This window comes from Micromonospora sp. NPDC050200, from assembly GCF_040656135.1.
Classification (GTDB): domain Bacteria; phylum Actinomycetota; class Actinomycetes; order Mycobacteriales; family Micromonosporaceae; genus Micromonospora.
On sequence record NZ_JBFALG010000001.1, the window covers coordinates 298,634 to 315,353 of the forward strand.

The window sequence follows — 16,720 nt, forward strand, 5'->3', positions numbered from 1 at the left end:
GAACAGGCCGGGCCTATCCCCCGGCCATCGCCCCGAGGATGATGAACGGTTCCTCGCCGGCGATGACCCGCTCGGGAAGTGGGGTGTCGGGCGACTCGTTGGACAGGTCCTCCTCACAGGCGTAGAAGCGGACGAAGGCGCGGCGCTTGCCGCTGTGGCGGTCGCGGATCGTGCCGAGCAGCATCGGGTACTGCGCCTCGAGGGTGTCCAGCACCCGACGCTGGGTGACCGGACCGGCATCCGGGCCGGGCACCTCGAGGCTTACCTCTCCGGTGATGTGAGCCAGGTTCTTCAGGTGGGCCGGGAGGACGACCCGGATCACGGCAGCACCTGGACTTCCACGGAGAGCACGGGCGGCAGGTCCCGGACGATCGGCGCCCAGCTGTCGCCGCCGTCGGCCGAGTGGTAGACCTGGCCACCGGTGGTGCCGAAGTAGATCCCGCACGGGTCGAGAGTGTCGACCGCCATCGCGTCGCGTAGCACGTTGACGTAGCAGTCGGACTGCGGCAGACCCTTGGTCAGCGGCTCCCACTCGTCGCCGCCGGTACGGCTGCGGTAGACGCGCAGCCTGCCCTCCGGCGGGTAGTGCTCGGAGTCGCTCTTGATCGGCACGACGTAGATGGTCTCCGGCTCGTGCGCGTGCACGGCGATCGGGAACCCGAAGTCCGACGGCAGGTTGCCGCTGACCTCGCGCCAGTTCGCCCCGGCGTCGTCGCTACGCATGACGTCCCAGTGCTTCTGCATGAACAGCGTGTCCGGCCGGGACGGATGCTGGGTGATGTGGTGCACGCAGTGGCCGACCTCGGAGTCCTGGTCGGGGATCTCCCCGGAGCGCAGACCCTTGTTGATCGGCAGCCAACTCGCGCCGGCGTCGTCGCTACGGAACGCGCCCGCCGCCGAGATGGCGACGTAGATCCGGCCCTGGTGCACCGGGTCCAGGATGATCGTGTGCAGGCACAGGCCGCCGGCGCCGGGCTGCCACGCCGGCCCGGTCGGATGCGTACGCAGGGCGGTGAGCTCCGTCCACTTCTGCCCGCCGTCGGTGGTGACGTACAGGGCGGCGTCCTCCGCGCCCGCGTACACCGTGTCGGGGTCGTCGCGGGACGGCTCGAGGTGCCAGATGCGCTTGAACTCCCACGGCCGCGGGGTGCCGTCGTACCACAGGTGCTCACCGACCTCGCCCGAGTAGGCGAAGTCGTTGCCGACCGTGGTCCAGGTCCTACCGCCATCGTCCGAGCGCTGGATCAACTGCCCGAACCAGCCGCCGGACTGGGAGGCGTAGAGCCGGTTCGGGTCGGCCGGCGACCCGGTGAGGTGGAATATCTCCCAGCCCCCGAAGTGAGGTCCCTCGACCGTCCAGTCGCCGCGCCTGCCGTCGGAGGTCAGCACGAACGCGCCCTTGCGCGTGCCGACCAGCACCCGTACGCCGCTCATATCCTCGTCCTTCCGCTCTGTTCGGCGGCGGCCTCTGGGAAGGCCCTCCGCCACGCCGAAGCTCATCGGCCTCCGTCAGTCGTACTCTCCGGGTACGACGAATCGGCCGCTTCGGAATGGACAACACGGCTGGGTCGGGGTTGGTCGCGCACGGGTCGTCACCGGCGCGGGCGGCGGGCGCAGGGGCCGTCGTGGTCGGCGCGCAGCAGGCAGCGCCGGCCACCGGGCATCCGCAGGTCGCAGAAGACCCGATGGCGTACGTTCTGGTGGTCCTCGGCGGAGACGGTGGTCTCCCCCGGGTCGGTCTGCGGCAGCACCAGCAGCGCGGTCGCGAAGACTCGGGGACGTAGAATGATCTTGTTTCGTGGCAGGTCGACGAGTGTGCTCGCCCGCTGTGGAGGTACCCACTCGAAGCTCTCGTCGATCTCGATGGGTACGCCCTCCTGCCGCGCCAAGCGATGACGGTCAGCAAGCCACCGAGCCACGCTGTGGCCGGCCGCCCGGCCGCAGAAGGCTCACTGTCAGAAGGGGTGTTGATGTCCGTCGTGGCGGATCATCAACACCCCTTCACCCCGTCTCGGCAGTGTCGAATGGGGTTGGATCTACTGGTCTAGCGGGCGGCGATCGTGAACCTGCGGTTCGCAAGGCTCGGGTTCTTCGCCCGTACCTGGTTGATCCGGTCGATGGACAGCGACGCGGACGCGGCGCCCTCGACCTCTCCCGCCGACGCGACGACCGCGCCCATCGGGTCGATGATCATGCTTTGGCCCGTGCAGTGGGGCCCGGACTGGCCGGCCATGACCGTGTACGAGGTGTTTTCGATGGCGCGGGCCCGAGCCAACGTTGCCCAGTGATCCTCCTTGGCCGGCCCGACGACCCAGGCGGCCGGGACGATGAGCGCGTTGGCCCCGGCGTCGACGAGCAGCCGTGCCATCTCGGGGAACCGCAGGTCGTAGCAGGTCATCACGCCGAACGTGACGCCGCCCAACTCGAAGGTCAGCGGAACGAACTCCGCCGACTGGATCCGGTCCGACTCCTTGTATCCGAAGGCGTCGTAGAGGTGCACCTTGCGGTAGACACCCAGCAACTCACCGGCGGCGTCGACCGCCACGACCGTGTTCGAGGCTCTGGGGTTGTCCGGCAGCTTCTCGGTCATACCGGCGACGACCGCGATCCCTCGCCGCTTGGCCGCCTCCCGGATGCCTGAGACGAACGGGCCGTCCAGCGACTCGACCGCACCGCTGACGTCCGCGGTGACGTCCGGGTTCGAATACATCGAGTTTTCCGGGAGTACGACCAGCTGCGCCCTGTCGTCGGCGGCCCGATCGATCAGTTGCCGCGCCGTGGCGAGGTTCTTTTCCTTGTCGGTGGTGGCGCCGAACTGCGCCACGGCGGTTCTGATGCTCATGCTCGCTCCAATGCCTGCTCGTCCGTCTGCCTGCGGGCTACGCGAAGAACTTCGCCGCGCCCGAGAAGTCCGAGATCCGGCTACCGGCAAGGATCGCTTCCCGCGCCGGGATCTCGGCGTCCTCCTTCTGCTTCAGCAGGTCGGCGATCTCCAGCGCCTCGCCACGGTCCAGGATCGCGACGCCGTCGGAATCGGCGAACACAACGTCACCCGGCTTGATCACGACCCCGCCGATTGACACCGGCACGTTGATGGCGCCTTCGATGCCCGCGATCCGCGTCGTGTGGGCGGCGACCCCCCGCGAGTAGGCCGGGAAGCCGTAGCCCGACATCTCCTCGATGTCGTTGATCTGCCCGTCGATGACAGCTCCGACGGCGCCCCGGGCCTTGGCGGTGAAGGACACGAGGCCGCCGAAGCACGAGCGGTGCTCGTCGCCGCTCTGCTCGACCACCAGGACGTCGCCCGGTCGCAGGTCGTCCGCGGCGACGTGGACAGCTGTGGAGTCGAGGTGCGGAAGCCGGACCGTCACGGCGGTGCCCACGAACTTCAGGGGCCGGACGTTGGGGGTCAGGCCGCGCGGGAAACCGTAGTCGCGAAGGTGGCCGAGCGTCGACGTGCAGACCTGGCTCAGGGCCTCCACGATCTGCGGATTGATTGGAGGGGCGGAGGGATTGCGGACAAACATTCGATAGCTCCTGGACAGTTGTTGCGATGGTCGTTCGGGGCGCGAAGCAGCCATCGAATGACGGCGATGGCGCCGCTAGCGAAGAACCTTCCGCAGTCCCGCCGCCCGCTCGATGATCACCACAAAGACGATGCTTATGGCGATCAACACGACCGAGAGGGCTGCGATCTGGGGATCGGTTCGGGTCTCGACGTAATGGAAGATCTCGACGGGCAGGGTTGTGGCCTGTGGCCCGACGACGAAGAGGGAGATCACCGCCTCATCGAAGGAGATCAGGAAGGCGATCACGCCGCCGGCCAGAACACCGGGGGCGATCAGGGGCAGGGTCACCCGGCGGAAGGTCGTCCACGCGGAGGCCCCGAGGGTACGGGCGGCCTCCTCGCACGACCGGTTCATGGTCATCAGGCTCATGGAGGCGGTACGGATCACGTAGGGAACGGTGATCGCCAGGTGAGCCACGATCAGACCGCCGTACGTCCCGGTGATCCCCACCGGCGCCAGCACCAGCAGCAGCGCCAGCCCAAGGACGATGCCCGGCACCATGAGCGGAGAGAGGAAGAAGCCCGAAAGCAACTCCCGGAACCGGAACTCGTACCGGGTCAAGGCCACAGCGACGGGTACACCCAGGGCGAGCGCGAGCAGGGCGACCCCGCCGCCCACGATGCCGCTGACCTTGAAGCCGGTGATGAACTCCTCGTTCTGGGCCAGGCGCTCGTACCACTGGAGACTGAATCCCTGCGGCGGAAAGGCCATCGTCGACTGGGTGTCGAAGGAGATGACGGCCACCACGAGGATGGGCGCCAGCAGGAACAGGTACAGCACTGCCACGACCAGCCGATTCGGCCAGCCCTTGAATTTGTGGGTCATCGTGGGTCCCGTCTTCCTATTGCGCTTCGATCCGCCGGATCGCCCTTTGGTAGAGGACGATGACGGTCGCGAAGAGTCCGAGCAGGATGAATGAGATCGCGGCGGCGAACGGCCAGTTCAGGGTCGCCGTTGCCTGGTCGTAGATCTCGGTGGCCAGGTAGAAGACCTTGCCGCCACCCACGAGTCGCGGCGTGATGAACGAGCTGATGGTGAGCACGAACACCAGAAGCGCGCCGGTGAGGACCCCGGGCATGCTCAGCGGCCACACGACCCGCCAGAAGGTGCGCCAGCGGTTCGCGCCCAGGCTCGCGGCGGCATGTTCCAGCTCGGGATTGAACCGGCCGAAGCCGGCCAGGAGGGCCAGGATCATGTACGGCATCATGATCTCTACGAGTGCGATGTAGACCCCGAGCTTGTTGTTGATCAGCGCGAGCGGCTCGTCGATCAGCCCCCACGAGTGCAAGCTGCTGTTGACCACCCCCTGGTTGCCGAGGAGCACCAGCCAGCCGTAGGTCCGAACGACGGAGCTGGTCAGCAGGGGCGCGATGGCCAAGGCGACCAGCACGCCCTTGAACCTGGACTCGGTCCGTACCAGGAACAGCGCGATCGGGTACGAGACCAGAACCGTCATGACCGTGACACCGACACCCAGCTGGGTGGTCTCCCAGGCCATCTTCCAGTAGTACGGGTCACCGAGGAACTGCCCGTACGAGTCCAGGCTGATCGCCTCCACGATCAGGCCCGAGGAGTCGCCGCGGTTGAGGCTCATCCGAAACAGCCACAACAGGGGCAGCAGGAACGACACTGCCAGGCCGAGCAACCCCGGAACCGTCAGGCCCAGCATGGTCAGCTGATCCCGTCGGGGCTTGCGGGCCGGTCTACTACTCGGAGGCGCGCCGGCGGGCGTACCCTCCTGGGTCACCGTCGTCGTCATCCGGCCCTCACTTCAGGACCAGGGCGTCGCTGGTCTCCCAGGACAGCCGCACCGGCGTGCCGCGCTCCAGGCGCCCGTGCCGGCCGGCCACCGATTGCACCGCCACCGCCTTGGTGCCTACCCGGACGCTGTATTCGATCGAGTCGCCCACGTAGACGACCGACTCGACAGTGCCGTGCGCGTCGTCGCGGCCCGCCTCGTTGATTCTCAACCGATGTGGTCGGACGAGGACGGTCACTTGCCCCGGCCGGCCAAGGTCGTCGGCGGCCTGCATCTGGCCCAGGCCGGCGACGTCCACGGCCGCGACACCGTTGGCCGTGTGCCGCACCTCGGCATCGAACAGGTTGACGCGGCCGATGAAGTTGGCGACGAACTGGTTGCTGGGGTGTTCGTAGATCTGCTCCGGCGTCCCGACCTGCTCGATGTTGCCTTCCGACATGACGACGATCCGGTCGGAGGTGGCCAGCGCCTCGTCCTGGTCGTGGGTGACGAACACCGTCGTGATCCCGAGCTTCTGCTGGATCGAGCGGATCTCGTCCCGCATCGTGTCGCGCAGCTTGGCGTCCAGGTTGGACAACGGCTCGTCGAGCAGGAGGACCGATGGCTCGACGACCAACGCCCGAGCAAGGGCGACGCGCTGCTGCTGGCCGCCGGAAAGCTGCTTGATGCGTCGGCCACTCAGGTGACCCAACTGGACCAGCTCCAGAGCTTCCGCGACGCGCCGCTTGACATCCGCCTTGGGCACCCGTCGCATTTCCAGGCCGAATGCCACGTTCTGCGCGACGTCGAGATGCGGGAACAGCGCGTAGTTCTGGAAGACCAGGCCCATGCCGCGCTGGTGGACCGGCGTTCGGGTCAGTTCCTTGCCGTCCAGACAGATGTGCCCGGCGGTCGGTTCGATGAGGCCGGCGATCATTCGGAGGGTCGTCGTCTTGCCGCATCCCGACGGGCCGAGGAGTGAGATGAACTCACCCCTCTCCACGTCGAGGGTGAAGTCAGCGACGCTTGGCCGATCCGTACCGGGGTACGTCTTTACGATGTGCTCAAGTCGCAGGAAAGACATGGCCATCGCTCAACCTGCCAGGATCTCGCGTCGCCACAGCTGCGTCCACGCCTCCCGGTTGGCCGCCACCTTGGTCCAGTCAACCGTCAGGATGTTCGCCGTCCGTTGCGGGTTGAGCGCTGTCCGGGCGAGGGCTTCGGCGCTCGGCTTGGCCTTGGTGTTGGTCGGCGCGTAGAACATGGTGTCGGTGAAGGTGGCCTGGGACTCGGGGCTGAGCGCGTAGTTGATGAACGTCTGCGCCGCGGCAGGGGACGGTGAGTCCTTCACCAGGTTGATGGTGTTGATCTGGAAGATCGTGTCGTCGTCGACCGTGGCGACCTTCATCTTGCCCTGGCTCTTGTCCGCGTAGTACTGGGCGCGGGCGTTCCAGGCGATCGCCAGCGAGGCCGTCCCGGACTGGACCAGCGTGTACTGGTCGGGCTGCGGGGCCCAGGTCTGCACATTGGGCGCAAGCTCCTTCAGCCGCTTGACGCCGGGATCCACCGACTTCGTGTAGTCGCCGCCCGCCTTCTGGTTTTCGATGAGCATCAGGCTCGTGCCCTGGATGTCCGGCTGTGCCGTCACCACGACCTTGCCCTTGTACTTGGGATCCCAGAGGCTTTCCCATTTTGCCGGGGCGGGGTTGACGGAGTCGTTGTAGATGAGGACCAGGCTGTCGAAGGTCAGCGCCGGGCCGAAGTTGTCGGCAGCCTTACCGCGAGGGTCGATGTCGGCGAGGTTCGGCACCTTGGCGGGGTCGAGCGCCTGAAAAATGCCGGACTTGTTCGCGGTGTCCGCGGCCGAGATGTCCAGGATGGAGACGTCGGTGTCCGGCCTGCTCTTGGCCGCGCGCAACGACGCGAGGTTCTCGGCGGAGTTTCCCGAGCCGATGTAGTTGACGTGGATGTTCGGAAACTTCTTCTGGAACGGCTCGATGACCGCCTTCTTGAAGCTGTCCTCGAACACGCCGGAGTATCCCTTGACCGTGATGGTTCCGGCGTCGGCCGAATCGTTCGTGGCCGGGGAGTCGTTGGAGCAGCCGCCCACGGCAGCGACGGCGAGCACGAGCAATCCACTCGCCCACGGGGTGATCTTCATGATGGTTCTCCTTGCAAAGGGGTGGAATCGGCGACGTGGCGACGGAGACCCGGTCAGAGCGTCTGCAGTTCCAACTGTCGCCCGTAAGAAATGTCGATGTGCCGCCTCACGAGCCCCGCGGCCTCTTCCGGATCGCGCTCCTTGAGGGCGATCTGGATGGCACGGTGATCCTCGTTGGTATTGGCCATGCCGAGCTTGCTGTGGGCCAGATACCAGATCCGCAGCGATCCGCAGTTCAGCCGATCCACGGCCTCGGCGAGGAAGCGGTTGCCAGTCGACTTCGCAATCTCCAGATGGAACTGGTGATCGTATTCGATGGCCTCGTACGGATTGCCGGCCTCGATCTCGTCGTCGATGCGGTCGCAGATCCGCTCCAACTCGTCGAGTTGCCGTGGGGTCGCACGTTGTGCGGCCAGCCGTGCGACGGGCTCTTCCAGAAGGTGTCGGGCCTCGTAGAGCCGGGACAGCTCGCCGACTTTGATCCCGCGTACGTAAGGGGTCCGGTGCGGGGGATAGATGATGAAGTGCTCATCAGCCAGTCGCTTGAGGGCCTCACGGGTCGGGGTTCGCCCGAAGCCGTAACGGGCCAGCAGCATCGCATCGTCGAGGGGCAGGTCTTCCTCGAGGTCGCCGGTGACGATCGCTCGCCTTAGCGCGTCGTACGCCTGCTCGGTCTTGGTCCGTCCGCTGGAGGTCATCCGTATACCTTCAATATATCGGGGGTGTACGAACGGTATGAGGAGCTCTATGCGGTGTCAAGGGGCCCGGGCGAAGAACTTTTGCCTGCTGACGGGCCGGTCGGGATGTCACGGCGGACGAGGCAGTGCCGCCTGGTGCTCCAGCCGTGCCTGGTGTGCGCGGAGTCTTCGCTGCTAGCGTGTGGGTGCCAGAAAGTCGGTCGCCCTACGCGGCCTGCGAATACTCGCCCATCAAGCCGCCGAGACGATCACGCCGCATTACCCGGCTGCCAGCTACGGCCGCCGGTGGTGCTTGTCCCAGCGGCGGTGCCTGTCCCAACGAGCGGTGCGGGCGATGCGCGTTGTAATGATCGACGTACTCCGTCACCACCGACTGCAGATGGCGACGCCCAAAGACGAGCATCCGGTCGAGTAGCTCCCGGCGTACCGCGCCGACCCAACGCTCCGCGTACGCATTGGCCTGCGGTGCCCGCACGGGCGTCTTGAGCACCTCGACGTCCGCGGCGGCGAAGACCGCGTCGAACACGGCGGTGAACTTCGCATCGCGATCCCAGACCAGGAACCGGAACCCGTCGACTCGCTCGCCGAGGTCCATCAGCTGGCTTGCCGTCGCTTTCGTAGAACTGGCCGCTGTCGGTGGGGGTGCAGGGCGAGCAGTGCCGGGGTGCGGGCGGCCTTGGCGGGTGAGCTGCTCAACCTGGATCCAGGCGAGCACGACAGGCGTAGGAGCTGCCGCCGTAGATCTTCAACATGTGCCCGATGATCGGCGAGCTGCCAATTCGTAGGTTTGGCAGAGCCGCCTGGTAGCTTCTGACAGGCGCAGAGGCCGGGGCGGTGTCCATCGGCGGCGGTCAGCCAGCAGGCGGAGACGCGCACCTGTGTGACCGCTGGCAAGAGAGGCTGGTGTGCGTTTGTGGACGCGCGTTCCCGGGTCGCGGCGCACGGCTGGGGCTTGCGGGATTCCTCGCGTGCTCGGGCGCTTTGTCGTGCCGGCCCTGTGCGCGGCGCTGTTCGCCGCTCCGCTGTGGTTCATGGTGGTTGGCTCACTTCGACCCGCCGGCCTGCCCCCGCCACGCACGCTCGAACTCTTCCCGCCCGAGCCGACGTTGGCCGCCTACGCTCGGCTACCCAGGCTGATACCCCTGTTCACCTACCTGGCGAACTCGGCGCTGGTCGTCGCGCTTGCCGTTCCGTTGACCGTCCTCGTCGCCTCGCTGACCGGCTTCGGTCTCCGGTTGCTCACGCCGGCAGCCCGGCGGCGGGTGGTTCTCGGTCTGCTGGTGGTACTCCTCGTGCCGGTTACCGGGGTCTGGGCGACACGCTTCGAACTGTTCCGACTGGCCGGCGTGGTCGACACCTATGTCCCGCTGCTGGCCCCGGCGGCGCTCGCCGGCAGCCCGTTCCTCGTGCTGCTGTACGTCTGGAGTTTCGGCGGCATACCGGACACCCAGCTCGGGGCGGCCCGGCTGGAAGGCGCCGGGTGGCTGACAATCTGGCGCCGGGTGGCCCTGCCCCAGGTACGTCCGGCGACCATGGCGGTGGCGGTCCTCGCCTTCACCTTCCACTGGTCCAACTTCATCGACCCGCTGCTGTACCTGCACAACGGTGACCGCTACACCTATCCGTTGGGTCTGCAGTTCCTGCGCCTGCTGAATCCCACCGACTGGCCGCTGTTGATGGCTGGCTGCGTGATCGCGACCGTGCCGTGCGCGGTGGTGTTCCTGCTGGCCCAACGGATCCTGTTGAACGACAACCCGTTGACGGCATTGAGATCTGGAGGACGCCGATGACTGGACGCGGTGTACGGCGGTGGGTGGCGCTCGCCACCGCGGCCCTGATGATCGGCTCGGGCGCCGGCTGCGGTGGCGCCCGTCGCACGGACGACGCGGCGGGAATCACCGTGGTGTTGACGGGCAACGCCGAGGAGATAGCCGGTTACCGGAGCATGGTCGCGGCCTTCGAGAAGAGCACTCCCGGCGTCGACGTCACCCTCTCCCCGGTCGCCACCCAGGACGACCTGATGGCTCGGTTGACAACGTCGTTCGCCGGCGGGAATCCCCCCGATGTCTTTCTGTTGAACTATCGCCGTTACGGCCAGTTCGCGGCGCAGAAAGCGATCGAGCCCGTCCAGCCCTACCTGGACGGTAGCAAGGTGCTGAAGGAAAAGGACCTCAGCCCGCGAGCTCTGGAGGCCTTCCGCTTCGACGGGGAGAAGCTGACCTGCCTTCCGCAGAACATGTCCTCCCTGGTCGTCTACTACAACGCCGACCTGTTCGCCAAGGCGGGCGTCCCGCTGCCGCGGGCGGGTTGGAGCTGGGCGGACTTCCTGTCGGCGGCGCAGGCACTGACCGGCGCCGGCACGTACGGCGTCGGCGTGGCGCCGTCGATCGCCCGGGTCGCGCCGTTCGTGTGGTCCAACGGTGGTGAACTCGTCGACGACACGCGCCAGCCCGCCGCCCTGACCCTGACCCAGAACACGGCCACGCGCAGGGCGCTCGACTGGTTCCTCGACCTCCAACTGGTGCACCATGTGGTGCCGCCGGACGCCGAGGAGCAGAGCGAGTCAAGCGAGGCACGGTTCCTGCGCGGCGGCTTGGGCATGTACCTGAACAGCCGGGTGGCGGTGCCGACACTACGCACCATCAAGGGCTTCGAGTGGGATGTGGCGTCACTGCCGGTGGCCCCGGGAGGCGTACCAGCCTCGATCCTGCACAGCGACGCCTACTGCATGAGCGCGGGCCGGTCAGACCACGGTGCCGCCTGGCGATTCATTGAGTTCGCCATGGGAGTGCAGGGCCAGGAGATTCTCGCCGAGTCGGGCCGCACCGTGCCCTCCCGCCTCGACGTCGCCAACTCCTCCGCCTTCCTCGCCGCGAATCGGCCCCCACGCTCGTCGCGGGTCTTCCTCGACGCCGAGCCGCACCTGCGCACCACACCACGCACTGCCACCTGGTCCCGAGTGGAGCGCGAGGCCGACAAACTCCTCGAAGAGGTGTTCTACGGACGGGTTGGGCGCGAGGAAGGACTGCGCCACCTGGAGGAGCAGATTCGCCCACTCTTCACCCTTGAGGTAGGAAGCGGCCGGTGAGCACCGAGCACCGCGCGATCCGGCTGGAGTCATTGGCCAAGTCGTACGGAAAGGTCACCGCCCTCGACGGCGTCGACCTGGAGGTCCGGGTAGGTGAGCTGGTGACCCTGGTCGGACCGTCGGGCTCGGGCAAGTCGACCATCCTGCGCCTGATCGCCGGGCTGGAACGACCCGACGGCGGCCGGATTCTCGTCAACGGTCAGGATGTCAGCCCCCTCCCGCCGCACCGACGCGCAGTGGCAATGGTTTTCCAGGATTACGCGCTCTACCCGCACCTGACCGTACGCGGCAATCTGCTCTTCGGACTGCGGGTGCGCCGGGTCCGACGCGGCGAGGCCGAACAGCGGGCGCAGCAGGCCGCCGAGCGCCTGGGCATCGCGGACCTGCTCGACCGCTACCCCGACCAGATGTCCGGCGGGCAGCGCCAGCGGGTCGCCCTGGCCCGTGCTCTCCTGCGCGAGCCCCGCGTCTACCTGTTCGACGAGCCGATGGCCAGTCTGGACGCTCCGCTGCGATTCGCCACCCGCGCCGACCTGCTGGCCCTGCACCGCGAGCTCGGCACCGCGACGATCTACGTCACGCACGACCAGGCGGAGGCGATGACGCTCGGCGACCGGGTGGCTGTGCTGCAAGCCGGGCAGGTGCGCCAGGTCGGCAGGCCGCAGGAGGTTTACGACCGGCCGGCCGACACCTTCGTCGCCGGTTTCCTCGGCAGCCCACCGATGAACCTGGTCCCGGGTGGGGGTGTGCTGGGCGGCACGGCCGGCCTGACACTCGGCGTACGGCCGGAGGATCTGGCTCTCGACGCCGAAGGGCCGCTGGAGGCCACAGTCGATGCGGTGGAGGCGCTGGGCAGTGAGGCGATCGTGCTCACGCGCTGCGCGGACGGTACCCGGTTGGCGGTACGAACCGGGCCGCGGCCGGGTGTGCGGCCGGGCGATCGGGTACGGCTTCGCCCCGACCCGAGCCGAATCCACCGCTTTGATGCCGACAACCGGCGATGCCGGTGAAGACCGGCCGGGCCAGACGTCCCCTCACCGCGTGGGCGTTTCTCGCGCCGTACACCGTTGCGGTCGTGTTGCTGATCGCGCTTCCCGCCCTGCTCAATGTGGGCTACGCCTTCACCGACCACACCGGGCTCACCCGCGATCCACAGTTCGTGGGCCTGGCCAACGTCCGTCGCCTGCTCTCCGACGGCTTCCTGCTCGACAGTCTGCAGGCGTCGCTGTTCCACGTGGCGCTGGCGGTACCGGTCCGGCTGCTCGCCGCCGTGGGGCTCGGGCTGCTTCTGGCCGCACCGCGCCCGGGTGGTCGGTTGTTCCGGGCCGCTGTCTACCTGCCGACTGTCATCCCAGACGTGGCGCTGGCGGTGCTGTTCCTCTGGGTGCTCAACCCGAGGTACGGCCCGCTGAACCAACTCCTCGGACTGTTCGGCCACCCCGGCTACACCTGGCTGGCCGATCCGACCACCGCGCGGATCGGGGTCGTCCTCATGCTGGCGTTCCCGATCGGGGAGGGATTCATCGTGGTCCTCGCTGCACGCCGCCTCCTGGACGGCCGGCTGTACGAGGCAGCGGCGCTGGAGGGCTGCGGCCCGTTCGGTCAACTTCGGCGGCTCACGCTGCCGCTGCTCGCGCCGGTATTGGTGCTACTCGCGGTCCGTGACACGATCCTCACCCTGCAGGTCAATTTCGTCCCGGCGTACGTCCTTACCGATGGTCGGCCCGCCAACGCCACGCTGTACCTGCCGGTCTACATATTCGACCAGGTCTTCGAGTTCTCCGGCTTCGCCTATGGCTCGCTCATCACGATCATGCTCATGGCGGTCACCGCGGTCATCATCGCCCTGCAACTGCTGATGGTGCGGCGCTGGCGCGTACTGCGCTGAGCGTGACATCCTGCTTCGGTGAGAGTCCGGGTGGTTGCCCTCGTAGTCGCGGTCGCGTCGCTCGCCGGCTGCGGCGGCACGAACTCACACCGCGGCACCGATCCCGCCCGGGCGATGCTCGCGAACCTGCCAAGCTGCGACCGGGTGCCACTCAACGACGATCCCGAGATCAGCGCCGAGGTCACCGGGCTGGTGCTGCCCCAAGGCGCGCGGGTCACCTCGGTGGTCGAGCAGGGCGTGCTGACGACCGTTGAGGCCACCGTCCGCATGACCCCACTGGACGTACGCGCGCACTACGAAAACCGCGACGACATCGACCTGCTGCGCGCCGAGGACGAGACCTTCGAGGCCGAGGTGCTGATACGCACGCCGCAGCGACGGATGTACCTGCGGGCCGGCGCGCTCTGCGCGGACGGCACGAGCCTGACCGCGGTGGTGGGCCCGGACTCCGACGAGGCGGGGCTTCCGCAGTTCCACAACGACTAGGCACCGGACCAGCTCAACAGCTGTCCTAACCCGACGATGCGAATCCCGTCAGATGCCTGGTGACGTTTGTCGCCACTGTGTCTAACGTGCGTACGGACGACCGGCCATCCCGGTCGCGTCCCACGCACAGGGAGATCCTGCATGAATCCAACCCTCCTGCGAGGTCGTCGCGGCCTCACGGTGGCAGCAGGCTTGGCGCTGCTCACCGCGGTCGCGCTGACGGCATCCCTAACGTCCGCCAACGGCCAGGAATCGTTGGCCACGAGCACGCCGACCGGGCCGATGGAGCTGCCCGATGAATGGATGACCGCCCAACGGCTCAGCGACGGGAGCACGGAACTGTCCGCGGCCAAGTACGCTCAGGCACGCGGTGAGGCGAACCAGCTCGCCGCGCACACCCGCAGCGTCTACCGCAACCTGGCCGAACGGAACTGGAGCTTCTTCGGCCCGACCAACATCGGCGGCCGAGTGGTCGACATCGCGGTGGACCCCCAGGTCGAGGACCAGATCTTCATCGCCGCCGCCTCGGGGGGCATCTGGAAGTCCAGCGACGCCGGTGCGAAGTTCACCGCCGCGTGGCCGGGCAGCTCGGGCCAGAGCATGGGTGCGGTCGCCATGACCAGCGACGGCGTGCTCTTCGCCGGCACCGGTGAGCCGCAACCGGGCGGCGGCTCGATCACCTTCGGCGGCGACGGCATCTACCGCTCCCCTGACCGAGGTGCAACGTGGCAGCACGTCGGCCTGAAGGACAGCCACGCCATCGCCCGCTTCGCCATCGACCCGAGCAACGAAGACCGGATCTTCGCCGCGGCGACCGGCAACCTGTTCGTCCCGGGCGGTGAGCGGGGCGTCTATCTTTCGGAAGACGGTGGCGACACCTGGCGCCAGGTCCTCGCCGCGCCGAACGACACCACCGGCGCGACCGAGGTGGTCATCGACCCGAGCAACCCGGCTCGCATGTATGCGGCGATGTGGGACCACCGGCGCGAGCCGCACGAGCGCACCTACGGCGGCCCCGGCTCCAGCATCTGGCGTTCCGACGATGGCGGACAGACCTGGCAGCGAATGACCAACGGCCTGCCCACCGACGCCGACCAGGGCCGATGGGGGTTGGCGGTCGCCCCGAGCAATCCGCAGCGCCTGTACGCATACGTCGGCACGGCCGTCGGCCCGTTCCGCGCGTTCTACCGCTCGGACGACGGCGGCGACACCTGGACGCAGACCCCGGTCACCGCCAACCAGGCATCCCAGTCCACCTTCAGCTGGTGGTTCGGCAAGATCTTCGTCGACCCGAAGGATCACGACCACGTCTTCCTTGCCGGGGTCAACCTGATGCGCTCGACCAACGGCGCCCAGACCTTCTCCTCTGTCGGCGGCCCGCACGCCGACCAGCACGTGCTGCGGTGGGACCCGAAGACGCCCAACCGTGCCTACCTGGGCAACGACGGCGGCTTCTACCGGTCCGACAACAACGGCGCGAGCGGATGGGTGAAGTCGACCCACGAGCCATACACCCAGTTCTACACGGTGGATGTCGCCGAGACCGATCCCGTGCTGAAGGTGGGGGGCGCCCAGGACAACGGCTGCAACCGCGGCTACAACGGTCCGGGTGGCGCGTGGAACGCCATCGGCTGTGGTGACGGCCTCCAGGTGATCATCCACCCCGAGAACCCGAACATCGTCTTCGGGTGCAGCCAGTACGGCGCCTGCTACCGGTCGGAGAACGCGGGTGGGGCGCCTCGTCAGAGCATCAGCACCGGCCAGACGGTGTCGCAGCGGCGCAACTGGCTGACGCCACTGCAGTTCGACCCGAGCGACCCCAACGTCATGTACTACGCCGGGAACATCGTCAACCGGTCGACGGACAACGGTCGTACGTGGAAGGCGATCAGCCCGGACCTCACCGGTGGCGGTCCCAACGACCCGGCCGGCTACCCGTGGGGCACCATCAGCACGATCGCGGCCGCCCCGACGGACGGCAACAAGCTCTACGTCGGCACCGACGACGGCCGGCTGTGGTGGACCGACGACCTCGGGCAGAACTGGAACCGGGTCGATCAGGCGCAGCTCCCCGGGACGTGGGTGACCCGGGTTACTGTGCACCCGAAGGACAAGAACATTGCCTACGCCACGTTCTCCGGCTTCCGCTCCGGCAGCAATCGCCCGCACGTGATGGTCACTGACGATGGGGGCCGCACCTGGACGGACATCGGCCGCGGCCTGCCCGACGCGCCGGTGAACTCCGTGGTACCCACCTCGGACGGGCTGCTGCTGGTCGGAACCGATGTCGGGGTGTACGTCTCCGGATGGAACGGCGGCGAGTGGGCCTCACTGGGCGCGGATCTGCCGAATGCGGCCGTGATGTACATGCGCTACCACGAGCCGACCCGCCAGTTGAGTGTGGCCTCGTTCGGTCGGGGCATCTACGACCTCACGGTGCCCCGGTGCCCCGCGGCCTCGGCCAAGCTCCCCTTGCCCGCGCCGGGCGTCGGCGTCGTGGGGGCGCTCGCCTCGTGCCGAGCGGGATAGTGATCTCGACGTAGTCGGGGCGGGGATCTGGAGGCTTGCCTCCGATCCCCGCCCACACCTGCTCCTGCCCCAACTGTGCGTGCTACGAGCCGGGGCGCCGCCCGCCACCCGCACCCACCGGTTCGATCACCTGCCAGAACTCCTTCGAAAGCTGGGCCGCCGCGTTCTCGAACTCGTCACGGGTAACAGCCTCACGTAGCGTGGTGAGCACCGCGCGGACCCCGGCACCGGCGAGCGCACGGTCGACATCCGGGCGGTCCGCCACCCGCCGCACGAACTCTTCGAGCCCGAACGACGTGGCCCGTTCCCGCCCAAACGGTCTGCGCAGGTGATCGGCCAGCCCGTCCGGAAGCTGATAGGCAAGGTCCTCAGCCTGGCCGGCGCTGATCCGATCTGACAACGTCTCCAACGTCGCGCCCGTGAGTGTCGCCGCCTGATCGGTCGACACCTTTGCCCGCGTCACCACCGCGTTGATGAAATCCTGGTATTCCACCTGATTCTCCTCTCCGACCGGATCGCCCTCGAACCGCCAGTTACGAGCCCTGACCTCAATGCGTCGCGGT

18 protein-coding genes are annotated in these 16,720 nt (G+C 67.7%); 6 read left to right on the forward strand and 12 right to left on the reverse strand.

What is annotated here, in order from left to right; genetic code table 11:
• Positions 1-13: 13 nt before the first annotated feature.
• The 11 genes from AB0I41_RS01245 to AB0I41_RS01295 all read right to left on the reverse strand — a co-directional run bounded on the left by AB0I41_RS01245 (position 14) and on the right by AB0I41_RS01295 (position 8,761).
• Complete coding sequence (locus AB0I41_RS01245) at positions 14-322, reverse strand: MoaD/ThiS family protein (protein ID WP_357100356.1); 309 nt, start codon at positions 320-322, stop codon at positions 14-16.
• A complete protein-coding gene (locus AB0I41_RS01250) occupies positions 319-1,434 on the reverse strand; it encodes a sialidase family protein (RefSeq protein ID WP_357100359.1) in 1,116 nt (371 codons plus the stop codon). Before AB0I41_RS01250 ends, AB0I41_RS01245 begins: the two co-directional genes overlap by 4 nt.
• A gap of 158 nt (positions 1,435-1,592) precedes the next feature.
• Positions 1,593-1,805, reverse strand: a complete 213-nt coding sequence (locus AB0I41_RS01255; RefSeq protein WP_357100534.1) for a hypothetical protein — start codon at positions 1,803-1,805, stop codon at positions 1,593-1,595.
• Between the two features lie 239 nt (positions 1,806-2,044).
• A complete protein-coding gene (locus tag AB0I41_RS01260; protein ID WP_357100362.1) occupies positions 2,045-2,842 on the reverse strand; it encodes a carbon-nitrogen hydrolase family protein in 798 nt (265 codons plus the stop codon).
• A gap of 37 nt (positions 2,843-2,879) precedes the next feature.
• Positions 2,880-3,581: an RraA family protein gene (locus AB0I41_RS01265; RefSeq protein ID WP_357100365.1), complete on the reverse strand. Its 702-nt coding sequence runs from the start codon at positions 3,579-3,581 to the stop codon at positions 2,880-2,882.
• Positions 3,582-3,602: 21 nt separating this feature from the next.
• Positions 3,603-4,349 (reverse strand): ABC transporter permease, encoded by a 747-nt coding sequence (locus AB0I41_RS01270; protein WP_357100368.1) that lies wholly within the window; start codon positions 4,347-4,349, stop codon positions 3,603-3,605.
• Between the two features lie 61 nt (positions 4,350-4,410).
• A complete protein-coding gene (locus AB0I41_RS01275; protein WP_357100371.1) occupies positions 4,411-5,328 on the reverse strand; it encodes an ABC transporter permease in 918 nt (305 codons plus the stop codon).
• Between the two features lie 7 nt (positions 5,329-5,335).
• Entirely contained in the window at positions 5,336-6,397 is a 1,062-nt protein-coding gene (locus AB0I41_RS01280) for an ABC transporter ATP-binding protein (protein WP_357100374.1), read from the reverse strand.
• Between the two features lie 3 nt (positions 6,398-6,400).
• Entirely contained in the window at positions 6,401-7,468 is a 1,068-nt protein-coding gene (locus tag AB0I41_RS01285) for an ABC transporter substrate-binding protein (RefSeq protein ID WP_357100377.1), read from the reverse strand.
• Between the two features lie 53 nt (positions 7,469-7,521).
• Positions 7,522-8,166: a GntR family transcriptional regulator gene (locus AB0I41_RS01290; RefSeq protein WP_357100380.1), complete on the reverse strand. Its 645-nt coding sequence runs from the start codon at positions 8,164-8,166 to the stop codon at positions 7,522-7,524.
• A gap of 205 nt (positions 8,167-8,371) precedes the next feature.
• Complete coding sequence (locus AB0I41_RS01295; protein WP_357100383.1) at positions 8,372-8,761, reverse strand: transposase; 390 nt, start codon at positions 8,759-8,761, stop codon at positions 8,372-8,374.
• A 310-nt stretch (positions 8,762-9,071) separates the two neighbouring features.
• On the opposite strand from AB0I41_RS01295, the gene AB0I41_RS01300 reads away from it, so the two are divergent.
• The 6 genes from AB0I41_RS01300 (at position 9,072) to AB0I41_RS01325 (ending at position 16,157) form a co-directional block, all read left to right on the forward strand.
• Positions 9,072-9,956, forward strand: a complete 885-nt coding sequence (locus AB0I41_RS01300; RefSeq protein WP_357100386.1) for a carbohydrate ABC transporter permease — start codon at positions 9,072-9,074, stop codon at positions 9,954-9,956.
• 23 nt (positions 9,957-9,979) lie between these two features.
• Complete coding sequence (locus tag AB0I41_RS01305; protein WP_357100389.1) at positions 9,980-11,254, forward strand: sugar ABC transporter substrate-binding protein; 1,275 nt, start codon at positions 9,980-9,982, stop codon at positions 11,252-11,254.
• The gene (locus AB0I41_RS01310; protein WP_357100392.1) at positions 11,251-12,264 is read left to right on the forward strand and encodes an ABC transporter ATP-binding protein; all 1,014 of its coding nucleotides are present in this window, start codon (positions 11,251-11,253) and stop codon (positions 12,262-12,264) included. The genes AB0I41_RS01305 and AB0I41_RS01310 overlap by 4 nt, the downstream gene beginning before the upstream one ends.
• A 65-nt stretch (positions 12,265-12,329) precedes the next feature.
• Complete coding sequence (locus tag AB0I41_RS01315) at positions 12,330-13,142, forward strand: sugar ABC transporter permease (protein WP_357100395.1); 813 nt, start codon at positions 12,330-12,332, stop codon at positions 13,140-13,142.
• Between the two features lie 18 nt (positions 13,143-13,160).
• The gene (locus tag AB0I41_RS01320) at positions 13,161-13,628 is read left to right on the forward strand and encodes a hypothetical protein (protein ID WP_357100398.1); all 468 of its coding nucleotides are present in this window, start codon (positions 13,161-13,163) and stop codon (positions 13,626-13,628) included.
• A 141-nt stretch (positions 13,629-13,769) separates the two neighbouring features.
• Complete coding sequence (locus AB0I41_RS01325) at positions 13,770-16,157, forward strand: glycosyl hydrolase (RefSeq protein WP_357100401.1); 2,388 nt, start codon at positions 13,770-13,772, stop codon at positions 16,155-16,157.
• 82 nt (positions 16,158-16,239) lie between these two features.
• On the opposite strand, the gene AB0I41_RS01330 is transcribed toward AB0I41_RS01325, so the two are convergent.
• Complete coding sequence (locus tag AB0I41_RS01330) at positions 16,240-16,650, reverse strand: DUF2267 domain-containing protein (RefSeq protein ID WP_357100404.1); 411 nt, start codon at positions 16,648-16,650, stop codon at positions 16,240-16,242.
• Positions 16,651-16,720: the final 70 nt, after the last annotated feature.